This is a genomic window from uncultured Phycicoccus sp., from assembly GCF_947495705.1.
In the GTDB taxonomy this organism is placed as follows: domain Bacteria; phylum Actinomycetota; class Actinomycetes; order Actinomycetales; family Dermatophilaceae; genus Phycicoccus.
Map to the genome: position 1 here is coordinate 88,931 of NZ_CANLZR010000007.1, position 12,411 is coordinate 101,341.

12 protein-coding genes and 1 riboswitch are annotated in these 12,411 nt (G+C 73.1%); of the genes, 3 read left to right on the top strand and 9 right to left on the bottom strand.

What is annotated here, in order from left to right; genetic code table 11:
* Window positions 1-63 precede the first annotated feature (63 nt).
* The 9 genes from Q0963_RS11280 to Q0963_RS11320 form a co-directional block, all read right to left on the bottom strand.
* Entirely contained in the window at window positions 64-456 is a 393-nt protein-coding gene (locus tag Q0963_RS11280; protein WP_299445711.1) for a glyoxalase superfamily protein, read from the bottom strand.
* Between the two features lie 70 nt (window positions 457-526).
* Window positions 527-1,222 carry a spermidine synthase gene (locus tag Q0963_RS11285; protein ID WP_299445713.1) on the bottom strand — a complete coding sequence of 232 codons (696 nt, stop codon included), beginning with the start codon at window positions 1,220-1,222 and terminating at the stop codon, window positions 527-529.
* Window positions 1,223-1,282: 60 nt separating this feature from the next.
* The gene (locus tag Q0963_RS11290; RefSeq protein ID WP_299445715.1) at window positions 1,283-1,498 is read right to left on the bottom strand and encodes a hypothetical protein; all 216 of its coding nucleotides are present in this window, start codon (window positions 1,496-1,498) and stop codon (window positions 1,283-1,285) included.
* Window positions 1,495-2,907 (bottom strand): glycosyltransferase, encoded by a 1,413-nt coding sequence (locus tag Q0963_RS11295; protein WP_299445718.1) that lies wholly within the window; start codon window positions 2,905-2,907, stop codon window positions 1,495-1,497. The genes Q0963_RS11290 and Q0963_RS11295 overlap by 4 nt, the downstream gene beginning before the upstream one ends.
* Before the next feature lie 35 nt (window positions 2,908-2,942).
* On the bottom strand, window positions 2,943-6,023 hold the full coding sequence (locus Q0963_RS11300; RefSeq protein WP_299445721.1) for an EAL domain-containing protein: 3,081 nt from the start codon (window positions 6,021-6,023) through the stop codon (window positions 2,943-2,945).
* 208 nt (window positions 6,024-6,231) lie between these two features.
* Window positions 6,232-6,987: a C40 family peptidase gene (locus Q0963_RS11305; RefSeq protein ID WP_299445724.1), complete on the bottom strand. Its 756-nt coding sequence runs from the start codon at window positions 6,985-6,987 to the stop codon at window positions 6,232-6,234.
* 2 nt (window positions 6,988-6,989) lie between these two features.
* Window positions 6,990-7,145, bottom strand: a riboswitch (cyclic di-AMP (ydaO/yuaA leader).
* Between the two features lie 191 nt (window positions 7,146-7,336).
* Window positions 7,337-7,918, bottom strand: coding sequence for a hypothetical protein (locus Q0963_RS11310; protein ID WP_299445727.1), 582 nt, complete (start codon window positions 7,916-7,918; stop codon window positions 7,337-7,339).
* A gap of 328 nt (window positions 7,919-8,246) precedes the next feature.
* Window positions 8,247-8,945: a metal-dependent transcriptional regulator gene (locus tag Q0963_RS11315; protein WP_299445730.1), complete on the bottom strand. Its 699-nt coding sequence runs from the start codon at window positions 8,943-8,945 to the stop codon at window positions 8,247-8,249.
* A gap of 10 nt (window positions 8,946-8,955) precedes the next feature.
* Window positions 8,956-10,167, bottom strand: a complete 1,212-nt coding sequence (locus tag Q0963_RS11320; protein ID WP_299445733.1) for an MFS transporter — start codon at window positions 10,165-10,167, stop codon at window positions 8,956-8,958.
* Window positions 10,168-10,270: 103 nt separating this feature from the next.
* Between Q0963_RS11320 and Q0963_RS11325 the strand changes: the two genes are divergently transcribed.
* The 3 genes from Q0963_RS11325 (at window position 10,271) to Q0963_RS11335 (ending at window position 12,400) form a co-directional block, all read left to right on the top strand.
* Complete coding sequence (locus Q0963_RS11325) at window positions 10,271-11,011, top strand: hypothetical protein (protein ID WP_299445736.1); 741 nt, start codon at window positions 10,271-10,273, stop codon at window positions 11,009-11,011.
* Complete coding sequence (locus tag Q0963_RS11330) at window positions 11,008-11,769, top strand: SDR family oxidoreductase (RefSeq protein ID WP_299445739.1); 762 nt, start codon at window positions 11,008-11,010, stop codon at window positions 11,767-11,769. The genes Q0963_RS11325 and Q0963_RS11330 overlap by 4 nt, the downstream gene beginning before the upstream one ends.
* A 100-nt stretch (window positions 11,770-11,869) precedes the next feature.
* On the top strand, window positions 11,870-12,400 hold the full coding sequence (locus Q0963_RS11335; protein ID WP_299445741.1) for a hypothetical protein: 531 nt from the start codon (window positions 11,870-11,872) through the stop codon (window positions 12,398-12,400).
* Window positions 12,401-12,411: the final 11 nt, after the last annotated feature.

Here is a 12,411-nt window from a genome sequence, read left to right on the forward strand (position 1 = left end):
CGGCATAGCCCGCGCCGGCCTGCGGCTCGGCGGGGCTGTCTCCCCTCCCCCTCTCCGTTCAGGTCAGGGCTCGCCGATGTCCGCAGCGATCTCCCAGACATTGCCTGCCGGGTCGGCGAGCGCGGCCGTGCGGCGCCCCCAGGGGCGGTCGACGGGCCCGTTGAGGAACGACGCCCCTCGCCCGGACAGTTCCTCGTACGCGGTGTCGACGTCGTCGACCTTGATCGTGAACAGCGCCCGTGCCCCCGTCGCGCCGCCCACCGTTGCCGGCTCCACCAGGGTCGGGGCGTGGTCGACCTGCAGGAGGTTGACCATGAGGTTCGAGAACTGCACGACGGCGGATGCGTCGTCGGCGAAGACGACCTCGGTACCGAGGACGTCGACGTAGAAGACCCTCGCCGCGTCGACATCCTCGACGAACAGGGTCACGACCTCGAGCACGGCGAAGTCGCTCATGAAGCCTCCGGTCTTCTGCCACAGGGCATCGTGGTGGGACGAGGGCCCCGGCGGTTGAACCTCACGCCCCTCACCGTGGCCCGCGCCCGAGGTAGACGGTGTTCGTCGACTCGCCGCCGGTCAGGGGGTTCGGAAAGGTCACGACGTGCGCGTCGGCGTGCTCGAACGCCACGCCGAGCCGGTCCAGGAACTCGGGCTCGGGCGGCTCGTCGGACCACAGGGCCAGCACCCCGCCCCCGACGAGCATCGCGCCGGCCGCCCGGAGGCCCGGCACCGTGTAGAAGTCGCCGTGGTCCGAGCGCAGCAACCAGTCAGGGGCGTGGTCGATGTCGACGAGCAGCGCGTCGTACGGTCGCCCACCCCGCCCGGACCTGACCAGGTCGAAGAAGTCGTCCCGCTCGAGCCGGACCCGGGGGTCGGCCGCCAGCCCCCGGGTGTCGTCGAACAGCTCCCGCCGATGCCAGCCGATGACCGGCTCGAGCGCCTCGATGACGACGAGCTCGGCGACCCGCGGATCGGCGGCAGCCGTCCACGCCGTGTATCCGAGGCCGAGCCCGCCGACGAGCACCCTGAGCCGGTCCCCCGTGACCGCCTCGAGCCCGAGCCGCGCGAGCTCGCGCTCGCCCTCGGTGAACTGGCTCGACATGAGGAAGTCCTCGTCGAGCTTCACCTCGTGGACCTCCCTGGACGTCACAGGGTCGACCCGCCGGCGCAGGCTGATCGTCCCCCACTCCGTGTCGCTCCAGTCGAGCTCCTCGATCCGCATCCTCGCAGCGTAGAGGCCGGGAGCGGGGTGGCGGCCCCTCGCGCCGCCACCCGGCCCGGGTCAGCGCGTCGAGTCGGGGTGGATGCTGCGGGTCTGGGAGCGGGCGTAGCTGCGCGGGAGCCAGTCCTGCGGGTAGACCTTCGGCAGGACCTTGGCGACCGCCAGCGCGAGGTACATGACGGTGTTGATGGCGACGAAGACGCCGAGCACCCCGAACCATCCCGATGCGAGCACCGTCTCGGGCAGCAGGATCCCGGCGGGCAGAGCGGCGCTCATCGACGCTCACCTCCCTCGACGAGGGCGCGGCTGTCGGGCGTCTTGACCACGTGCTGCCACTCCGGGCGCCGCCCGGCGAGGATGTCGGCGACCCCGCGCAGGTACACGAGGTTGAGGACGGTGGCGTAGACGAGCTCGGGGAAGAGCAACAGACCCAGGAAGCGTGCCCGCCACCCCCCGGCCCAGACGCTGACGACCCGCTCGACGACGAACACGGCGCCGACCCCGAGCCAGAACGGGAAGATCACCGCGTCGTCGAGGGCGACGGCCATGACGACGATGAGCGCGAAGTACGAGCTGAGGGCCACGACCCCGTACCCGATCCCCAGCTGCTGCGCCCAGTACCTCAGGGTCTGGGGGGTCAGGCCGTACGCACCGAGGTTCTCGAGGGCACCCCGCTGCCAGCGCAGCCGCTGGTTCCAGAGGGCCTGCCACGTCGGCATCACCTCGGTGACGACCGAGCACTGCTGCGGCGAGATCATGAGCGCGCCGAGCGACTTCAGCGCCAGGGTCAGCTCGTTGTCCTCGGTGAGCGCCGCCGTGTCGTAGACGTCACCGTGGCGGCCGGGCAGGGCACGGCCCCGCTGGGCCGCGACCTCGCGCAGCGCACCGGAGCGGAACACGGACGCGGTCCCGGTGAGCACGAACACCCGCCCGCGCCGACGCCGGATCTCACGGCTGTACCGGGTGTACTCGTTGCGCTGCAGCTGCCCGAGCAGGCCGGCACCCTCCTCACCGTAGAAGAGGCCCCCGACGGCCATGAGCGCACGGTCCTCGGCCATCCGGCTCCGCACGGCGGTGAGGTAGCCCTGGTCCAGGACCGTGTCGGCGTCCATGACCATGACGCAGTCGTTCTCCCCGAGGTCCGGGAGCAGCCGGGCCAGCGCCTGGTTGAGCGCCCCGGCCTTCTTGTGGCTGTTCCGGACGCTGCGGAACACCTCGGCGCCCAGGAGCCGCGCGATGTCCTCGGTGTCGTCGGTGCAGTTGTCCGCGACGACGACGATCCGGTCCGGCGGGTCCGCCTGCTCGAACAGCGAGGTGAGGGTGGCGCCGATGCGGTCCTCCTCGTTGTGGGCCGGGATGAGCACGGTGACCGTGACGGGGCCCAGGTACACCCCGGCCGTCCGCGCCATGACGGGCTTCGGCGCGAGGGGGGTCGTCCCGATGTCCTCGGACCGGCGGTAGCGCGTGGCGATGCGCCGCTCGATGGCCGCGACCCCCGCGGCGAGCAGCAGCGCGATGGCGATGGCGATGGCGATCATCGAGGTCGAGGGGGCCCGGGTGTCGTAGAGGACCCGCCAGACCCCGAAGAGGAGCCCCTCGCGGGTCTCCACCTGGCCGGTGTCCGAGAGCATGAGCCCGAACACCAACATGAGCCCGGCGAAGATGGCCATTCCGAGGACGACCACACCCACCCCTCGCTCCAAACGACGTGAGCCCTTCATCAGACGTCTCCTCCGACCATCAGTGCGTGCTGTGTGCCTGACCGGCTGGGCCCTGCGGTGGTCCACTGCGACGAGCCGCCGGCCAGGTGACGCTCGACGAACACGTCGAACGGCACCGGCTCGCCGATGAGATACCCCTGCGCGTAGTCGACCCCGAGCTCGCGGACGACCTCGAGGACCGCCTCCTCCGCGACGAACTCGGCCACGGTCTCCTTGCCGAGGTTGCGGGCGACGCCGACGATCGACCGGAGGATGGCCCGGTCGACGGCGGAGGTGTGGGCGCCCACGACGAACTCCCCGTCGATCTTCACGATGTCGAAGGGGAGGTGCTTGAGGTAGTAGAAGGACCCGAAGCCGGCACCGAAGTCGTCGATGGCGACCCGGGTGCCCATCGCGCCCAGACGCTGGCTGAACGCCCGCGCGGCGGCCACGTCGGCCACCGCGGCGGTCTCGGTGGCCTCGACGACGACCTTGTGGGGGGCGACGCCGTGCCGACGCAGCGCTTCGACGAACTCGTGCTCCACCGACGCGTCGCCGATCGAGTGGCCCGACAGGTTGATCTCGAGGGTGAGCTCCGGAGCGAGGCCGTGCAGCCGGGAGAGCATGGCGACGGCGTTGCGCACGACCCAGCGGTCGAGGTCCGGGGCCAGCCCGGCGCGCTCCGCGATGTGGACGAAGCGCCCGGGCGCCACCGGGTGGCCGCGGTCGACGAGCCGCAGCAGCGCCTCGGCGGCGACGATTCGGTTGGACCGCACGTCGAGGATCGGCTGCAGGTACAGCTCGAACTTGTCGTGCTCGATGGCCGACTCGATCCGCGACATCCACTCCAGGCGCGCCCCGGAGCGCGGCTGCTGGGTGCCGGAGGCGTCGAGGACGGCGTACCGGTTGCGCCCCGCGTCCTTGGCGTCGTAGAGCAGCATGTCGGCGAGCGCGAGCGGGTCCACCGACTGCTGGGCGGCCGCGGCGAAGGTGACGACGCCGACGCTCGCTGTGACCCGCCGCTTGACCCCTTCGAGCCTGGAGCAGTGCGCCCGCACCCGCTGCACGAGCGCCTCGGCGACCGCCTCGGCTCCGGCGAGGTCGGCGTCCGGCAGCAGGACCGCGAACTCGTCGCCGCCGAGCCGGGCGACGAGGTCGCTCACCCGCAGGTTGTCGCGCAGGAGCGAGGCCGTCGACACGATGAGCTGGTCACCGGCGTCGTGCCCCATCGTGTCGTTGACCTCCTTGAAGTGGTCGAGGTCGACGAGGAGCAGGGCCCCGGTGGCTCCACGCCGCTGGCACTGGCGCAGGTGCTCGTCGAGCACCTGGTCGAAGCGGCGGCGGTTCGGCAGCCCGGTGAGCGCGTCGTGGTCGGCGAGGTAGGTGAGCCGCTCCTCGTACCGGCGCCGGTCCGAGAAGTCGACGACGTTGACGAGGATGACCTCGTCGGCCTCGTCGGAGGCCGTGAGCACCCGGCTCGTCAGCGAGACGTGGGCGTCCTCCGTCACGGCGCTCTCGATCGTCCAGTCGCCCACGAGCAGCTCGCCCGGCACGGCAAGCGTCCGCTCGAGGTACACCCGCATCTTCTGCCGGTGGGTCGGCGACAGGTCCTCGAACCGCATCCCGACGATCTGCTCGACGGTGCGCCCGGCGAGGCTCGCGAGCGAGTCGTTCACCTGCAGCACACGCCCGTCGACGTCGAGCACCGCGACGCCGTGCGGGGCGTCCGAGATGAGTCGCTCGGTGCGCTCACGTTCGGCCTCGAGCGCGCGGATCCGCGCGTGGTCGTCCGAGACGTCGCGGAAGACGAGGAGCACCCGGTCGGGCAGGCCGTAGACCCCGGTGTCGAGCATCGGCACTGCGTCGACGGCGACGATCCGGGGCTCCTCGAGGTCGGGGTCGTCGGTGACGACGAGGGCGCCGCGCACCGTCTCGCCCGCGAGGGCTCGCACGAACGGCCGCTCCTCGGTCGGGATCTCCGACCCGTCGAGATAGCGCTCCACGAGGGTCTGCGAGAGGGGGCGGCTCACGCCGTCGACGAGGACGGAGTCGCCGCTGTCCCCGCTTGCGACCCAGCGCGCCGCGGCCTCGTTGTGCATGAGGATGTCCCCGCGGCGGTTGATGACGAGGATCCCGTCCGGGATGGTCTCGGTGATCACGCGCAGGTCCTGGGCGTGCAGGCTCGCGTAGCTCGCCGCGTCGGCCACCTCATGGAGCAGCTGGTCGCGTTCCCGCTGCACCGTGGCCACCATGATGGCGAGCCCGACCGCCATGAGCATGTAGGTCTGGATGCTCGCGGCCGCTGCGAAGTCGCTGCCGATCCGATCGAACGGCCCGGTCCGGACGCCGTGGGCGAGGCCGAGGACGAGGACGAGGCTGCCCGTCGCGACGAGGAGGCCCTGGACGGCGGCGAGGGGGAGCGGCAGCCGGATCCCGGACCAGAAGACGAGGGCGAACGGGAGGAACCCGAGCGGGAGGTTCTGACCCGGCCCGAAGACGAACCACAGCACCCCGGCCGTCGCGAGGACCATCGTCAGGCCCTCGACCACCAGACGTCGGGTGACGAGCCCGACCCCGGCGCGCATCGTCAGCCCGGGCGCCGCGATGACGATGACGGCGGCGGCGTTGCGGATCAGCCAGCCGACGAAGCTGCCCCCGGTCACGGGAACCCCGGCGACGAGGAGACCGAGCATCCCGAACGCGGCGCTCGCGGTGACCGCGACCGTCGTCGCGGCGAGGAAGCGGTAGAAGTCGGCGAGGCTGACCAGCGTGTTGCGGCGTGGCGTTGCACCCTCGCCGCGGCGCCGGTCCCACGACATGACCCCCCGGACGCCCACCCCGATGACGGCGTTCGCGACTCCGAGGAAGACCGCAGCAGCCGGCGGGAACCCGGTGACGGCGTTGCCCAGCGTCGCGAGGACCGCGACGAGGGCGCCGACGAGGAGCACCTCGCGACGCGTCGCCGCGTACAGACCCCAGAGGGCCGCGATCCCCGCCGGCGGCCAGAACAGCGCGAGCCCGGTGTCGGGCAGCACGGTGAGACGCGCGGCGGCGATGGAGAGCGCGAACGCGATGGCGAACAGCGCAGTCCGGATTGGCATGTGATGGTCCTGGATCCGTGAGCGGGATCCCCTGCAGACAGCCCCCATTCTGTCCGCCCCCGCGCGCGCGGGCCAGCGGTGGGGTCAGAACCGACCGACCGGCGGGACAAAGTGTGACCGAATGGCCATCGCGCGCTGGGGCGACAGCACCCTCATGGCACGCGGAGACGCCCCGGACCGCAGGGGTCCGGGGCGTCTCGCGGCGTGATCAGAAGCGGCCGTAGCCGCTGACTCCGGAGAAGAGCGGGGACTCCTCGGTGACCTCACCCGGCTTGCCGGAGTGGACCATCATCCCGTTGCCGGTGTAGATGCCGACGTGCCACGCGGGCGATCCGAAGAAGACCAGGTCGCCGGGCTGCGGGTTGCTGACGGGGGTGGCCGCGGCCTGCTGCTGGGCCGCCGTGCGCGGCAGTGAGGTGCCCGCCTGGGCGAAGACGTAGGAGGTGAAGCCCGAGCAGTCGAAGCCGCTGCTGGGGCTGGTTCCGCCGTAGACGTACGGGATGCCGAGCAGGCTGCGGGCGATGCCGACGACTCCGGTGGCGGCCGGCGGGACGGTGACCGTGGGCGTGCGGGTAGCGGACCGGCTGGCCCCGGCGTCGGCGCGCTGCTCGACGGCGCGCTCGACCGGCTTGGGCTTGGGCTTCGCGACCGCCGTCACACCGTCGACGCCCACGGTCTCGGCCCGGACCGGTGCCGCGGCGGTGGGGGCGACGAGCGCCGGGGCGGCGACGAGGGCGCGTGGGGACCCGGCCGCCTGCGCCGGGGCCGGCGCGGCCTGCGTCTCGGTGCCGAGCCGCGCTGCCTGGGCCGGCAGCGCGACGGCGGCCACGAGCCCGCCGGAGGCGGCGAGGACGGCCGAGGCCCTCACGCCGTTCTCGCCCGCGGTGCGGACGATGAACGAGAGCTCGGCCAGGGGGCTGTAGCGGGCAGCAGGACGGTGCCGCCCGACGGGGTGCTCGGACACAGTGGACCTCTCCATGCCTACGGGGTGAGCTGTCGGGTTCGGGCGGAGGTCGCCCGGCCGCGAGCCTGGTGGCTACGCGGCTTCACCCCGAGGAGCCGACGAGAGACGGCTCCGAGAGTGGTTCCCCCGCTCCTGCCAGCGGTTGTCGTACTTGAGGACCCGTGCAGCGGAGGCAGGACTCGGCGTCCCGCTGCTGGGGCCCGACGTCCGGGGTCGGTCGGGCCCGCCCAACCTAACAAGAGAGAGCCGAAAGGTCACAAATCGGTTACAGGAACTTCTCAGGAACCCGGGGAACGCTCAGCCCCGGCCGGACGATCCCGGGCGGGGCCTGTGGCGATCGACGCGTCGGTCAGTAGTTGGTCGTGACGTGGACGTGGTCGTAGTGGTTCGCGGTGGCCGAGCCACGGTCCTCCATCATGCTCCAGCCCTCGCCCGGCGCCCAGTAGCGCTGCTGCCAGATGAGGTACTTGACGTTGAACTCACCGACGTGCTGCTGGATGTAGGCGGCGATCGCGTCGCCCTGGGAGGCGCTGGCGGTCATGAAGTCGACGGCCTGACCGGTACCGTGCTCGTCGGCGCTGGCGCGCTTCCCGCCGATGGACGGGGGCCCGTACAGGGAGTCGACGGCGGAGCAGAGCCGCTGCGCGTTCGGGATGAGGCCGATGTTGCTGCACCGGGCGGTCACCGACCCGGACCAGGACCCGGACGACGCGGCGGGGGCGGCCGCCTCGGCGGTCGCTGCGGGGGTGGGCTCGGGCTTCGGCTCGGGCTTCGGCTTGGCGACGGCCTTGACCCCTTCGACCCCGATGGCGTCGGGCTGGGTCGGGGCCGCTCCGGCGGGTGCCGCGACGGCGGGCTCGTCGCGGGCCGTCGACCGGGACGCCGCATCGGGCGCGCCACGCTGGGCGAGGGCGAAGGACGACGTCGTCATGGAGAGCTGGGTGGTCCCGTCGGCCTCGGCGTCGGCGGACTCAGCCGGGATGGTGAGGGCGACGGCGGCGCCCCCGACGACGCTGAGGCTCGCGAGGGACTTGACAGCCCACGAGGCCCCCGCGCGGGGGAACCCGTCGGGCAGACGTCGGACACGGCCGGGCGCACGACGGCGACCGGGCTGGCGATGAGAGGACACAGAGAAATCACTTCCGGGGCGGGTACAACTCGCTCGGTACGCTACGTGACTCGGGCCGCGAAGTCACGTTTCGGTAACGCGCGTCGCACAGGCAGCCCTCAGATCCGCAGGTCAGGCCCCTGATGGGGGGTCACGCCGGGGCGACGAAGACGTGCTCGGCGATGTCGGCGGGGAGCGAGACCCCCGTCGTCTCCGCCGCACCCTCGCGGCTCACGACGATGCGGGTGCCGTCGCGCCGGACCCGGGCCGGCTGGCCCGGCATCAGTCCGGCGGAGGTGAGGAGGGAGAGCGCCTCCGAGTCGACCTGGACCGGCTCCCCGATGCGCCGCACGATGACGCTGACTCCGGCCTCGTCGGCGATGCTCTGGAGGGTGCTGAGGCCCAGCCGGAAGTCGACGACGTCGCCGACCTCGCCGAGCTCCTCGAGCCCGGGGATCGGGTTGCCGTAGGGCGACTCCGCATGGTCGGACAGGATCGCCAGGATCTTGCGTTCGACCCGGTCGGACATGACGTGCTCCCAGCGGCACGCCTCCTCGTGGACGTACTCCCATTCGAGACCGATGACGTCGACGAGGAGCCGCTCGGCGATGCGGTGCTTGCGCATGACGCGGGTGGCGAGCCGGCGACCCTCCTCGCTCAGCTCGAGGTGCCGGTCACCCGCCACGTGCAGCAGCCCGTCGCGCTCCATGCGAGCCACCGTCTGCGACACCGTGGGCCCGGAGTGCGCCAGCCGCTCGGCGATCCGCGCGCGGAGAGGCGTGATGCCCTCCTCCTCGAGCTCGAAGATCGTGCGGAGGTACATCTCCGTGGTGTCGATGAGGTCGGTCACGAAGGTCAGCCTAATCGGAGGTGACGACGGCCGGCCCGCGTCGCCGGGGGTCGTAGTGCGGGAGCCACCGCAGCAGCCAGGCGCCACCGGCCAGGGTGAGCACGCCCACTCCGACGCTGGCCACCCCGATGGAGGCCACCGCTGCGAGCGCGGCGACGACGACCGCGGCCCCGTTGTGCCCGACGAGCGACAGCAGGCGCCACACCCCGAGGAAGGGAGCGCGCCCGGCGGCCGGGGCGGCGTCGGCGCCGAGGGTCATGACGATCCCCGACCCGAGCCCGTTGCCGACCGCCATGACGACCGCCACCGCGCCGACCGCCACGAGCGTGCTCGTCAGGGGGAGGACGAGGAGCCCTGCCCCGAGGAGGACCGTGACCGGCAGAGCGACCCAGATCCGCCCCCGCCGGTCCATGAGGGAGCCGGCCGGGTAGAAGAGGAGGACCTCGACGAACCCCGCCGCCCCGAAGACGAGCGCCGTCTCAGCGGCGGTGAGGCCGACGCTCTCGGCCCACAGCGGCACGACGACGACCCGCGAGGACCGGGCCAGCCCGATGGCGAGCACGCCCAGGCCCACCCTGAGCAGGACCGCCCGGTGCCGCCGGACGACGTCGAGCACCCCGACCCGGGCGGCGGTGGCTCCGGGACCCCCCGGCGGAGCGTGCGCGGCCAGCTCGGGCGAGGCCCACGCGACCGCCGCCGCGAGCAGCCCGCCGGCCACCTGGACTACGAACGCGGACTGCGGCCCCCAGACGTGGACCACGGGGGCGGCCACGAGCGGGCCGACGAAGAGCCCGATCCGGCCGACACCGCCGAGCGTCGACATCGCCCGCGCCCGCATCGACTCGGGCGCGGCGGCCGTCAGGTAGGACTGCCGGGCGAGCAGGAAGACGGCCCCGGTGGGACCGGTGAGCGCGATGGCCAGGGCGAGGATCGCGAGCGAGGGCGCGGCCAGGGCCAGTGCCGCCGCGGCGGCGTCGGCGACGCCCGCGAGGGCCAGGGCACGCCGCTCCCCGAGCCGGTCGACCAGCACTCCGGCCGGCACGGCCGACACGAGCTCGGAGACGGTGGCGATCCCCACGAACAGGGCGGCGACGGACACCGACGCGCCGAGGTCCCGGGCGCTCAGGGCGATGACGGGCAGCGTGGCACCCAGCCCGACCGACCACAGCGCGGTCGGGCCGAACGCCGGGATGGCCACCCGGCGGAGCGAGAAACTCTCCATCGGCCACTTCTCTTGATGTCGAACTACTTGATATCGAGAGATAAGCACAGACGCGTGACGCACGCAACAACCGCGGCCCGGGTCGCGTCGGTAGGTTGGCCGCGTGGAGTTGACCGTCCCCCACCGCTTCTGCGGGCCCCCCGAGTCCGGTAACGGCGGCTGGGTGAGCGGCGCCCTCGCCAGTCTCGCCCGCACCTCCGTCGACCTGCCTGCCGTCAGCGTACGTCTCACATCTCCCCCGCCCCTGGGCAGGCCGCTGGACGTCGTCGTCGACCACCCCGACCCGCTGACGGGGACCGCGGTCCTGCAGCTCCTGGCCGACGACTCCCTCGTCGCCGCCGCCAGCGCCGTCCCGGCCCTCGACGGGACCACCCGGACGCCGGCCACGGTCGACGAGGCCCGGGCCGCGGAGGACCGGTACGAGGGCGACACCGACCACCCGTTCCCCACGTGCTTCTCGTGCGGTCCGCAGCGGGAGCCGGGCGATGCGCTGTGCCTGCGGCCGGGCCCGCTCGACGACGGCTCCCGTCGCTACGCGACGACGTGGACCGTCCCCGACGACGTCACCGTGCCGGTCGTGTGGGCCGCCCTCGACTGCCCGGGCGGCTGGTCCGCCGGGATCGCCGGGCGCCCGATGGTCCTCGGGACCATGGCCGCCCAGGTGTGGCGCCGGCCCGAGCCGGGCGAGACCACCGTCGTCACGGCCTGGCCGCGCGCGGCGCAGGGGCGGCGGTACTGGTCCGCGAGCACCCTGCACGACGCCGACGGTGAGCTGCTCGCTCGCGCCGAGGCCACCTGGATCGCGGTCGACCCCTCGTCCATCCGCCCCCGGAAGAGCTCGTGACCACCGGCCCCGACGCGCGCCGCACCGCCGTCGTCACCGGCGCGAGCAGCGGCATCGGGGCCGCCACCGCACGGCTGCTGGCCGCCCAGGGCTTCCGCGTCGTGTGCGCCGCACGCCGCGCCGACCGCGTCGCGGCACTCGCCGCCGACATCGACGGGGTGGCCGTCCCGTGCGACGTCACCGACGACGGCCAGGTCGCTGCCCTGGCCGAGGCCGCGGGCCCCGTGGTGAGCGTCCTGGTCAACAACGCCGGCGGGGCCCTCGGGCTCGAGCCCGTGGCCGAGGCGGACGTCGACCTGTGGCAGCGGATGTTCGACACCAACGTCCTCGGCACCCTCAAGGTGACCAAGGCGCTGCTGCCCGCGCTCGTGGCGGCCGGCGGGCCCGGCATCATCGTCAACGTCGGGTCCATCGCCGGGCTGCTCGCGTACGAGGGCGGCGGCGGCTACACCGTCGCCAAGCACGGCGTCCACGTCATGACAGAGACCCTGCGCCTCGAGCTCTTCGACCAGCCGGTCCGGGTCACCGAGATCGCGCCGGGCATGGTGCACACCGACGAGTTCGCGCTCACCCGGTTCGGCGGCGACCGGCAGAAGGCCGACACGGTCTACGCAGGCGTCCCGGGGCCGCTGGTCGCCGACGACGTCGCGGAGGCCATCGTGTGGATGGCGACCCGCCCGGCGCACGTCAACGTCGACCTCCTCGTCCTCAAGCCGCGCGCGCAGGCGGCCCCGCACAAGGTCCACCGCACCTCCTGACGCCCCGGCCGCCTCCTCGTCGAACGACGAGAACATGCCGTGACCCCTGCACCCCGCGCGGCATGTTCTCGTCTGTCGACCGTGGACCTATCGTCGGGGCGTGGAGCCGTACCGGGAGGCACTCACCGCCGGCGGGCATACGAACTCGCTGGGCCGGGCCGGCGAGGTGCTCGCGGACGTGCAGGGCGACCGCGCGCGGCTCCCCGAGCTCTTCGCCTGCATCTCGGACCCGGACGCCTGGGTGCGGATGCGGGCGGTCGACACCTTCGAGAAGCTCGTCCGGTCCGACCCTGCCTGCGCCGGTCCCTACGTCGAGGACATCGTCACCGTCCTCACCCGCAGCGACCAGCCGTCCGTCCAGTGGCACGTCGCCCAGCTGTTCGACGTCATCGAGCTCACCGCGGCCCAGCGGGAGACGGCCGTGGCGTGGCTGACCGCCCGGGTGGCGACGACCGACGTCGACTGGATCGTCGCGACGCAGGCGATGACGACCCTCCTGGGCTTCGCCCGGCGAGGGGTCGTCGCGTCGGAGAACCTGCGGCCCCTGCTCGAGGTGCAGGCCGGGCACCGCTCGGCGGCGGTGCGGCGCAAGGCCGCCGCGTTCCTCGCCGCGCTGCCCGACGGCGGCTGACCCGGCGCCCG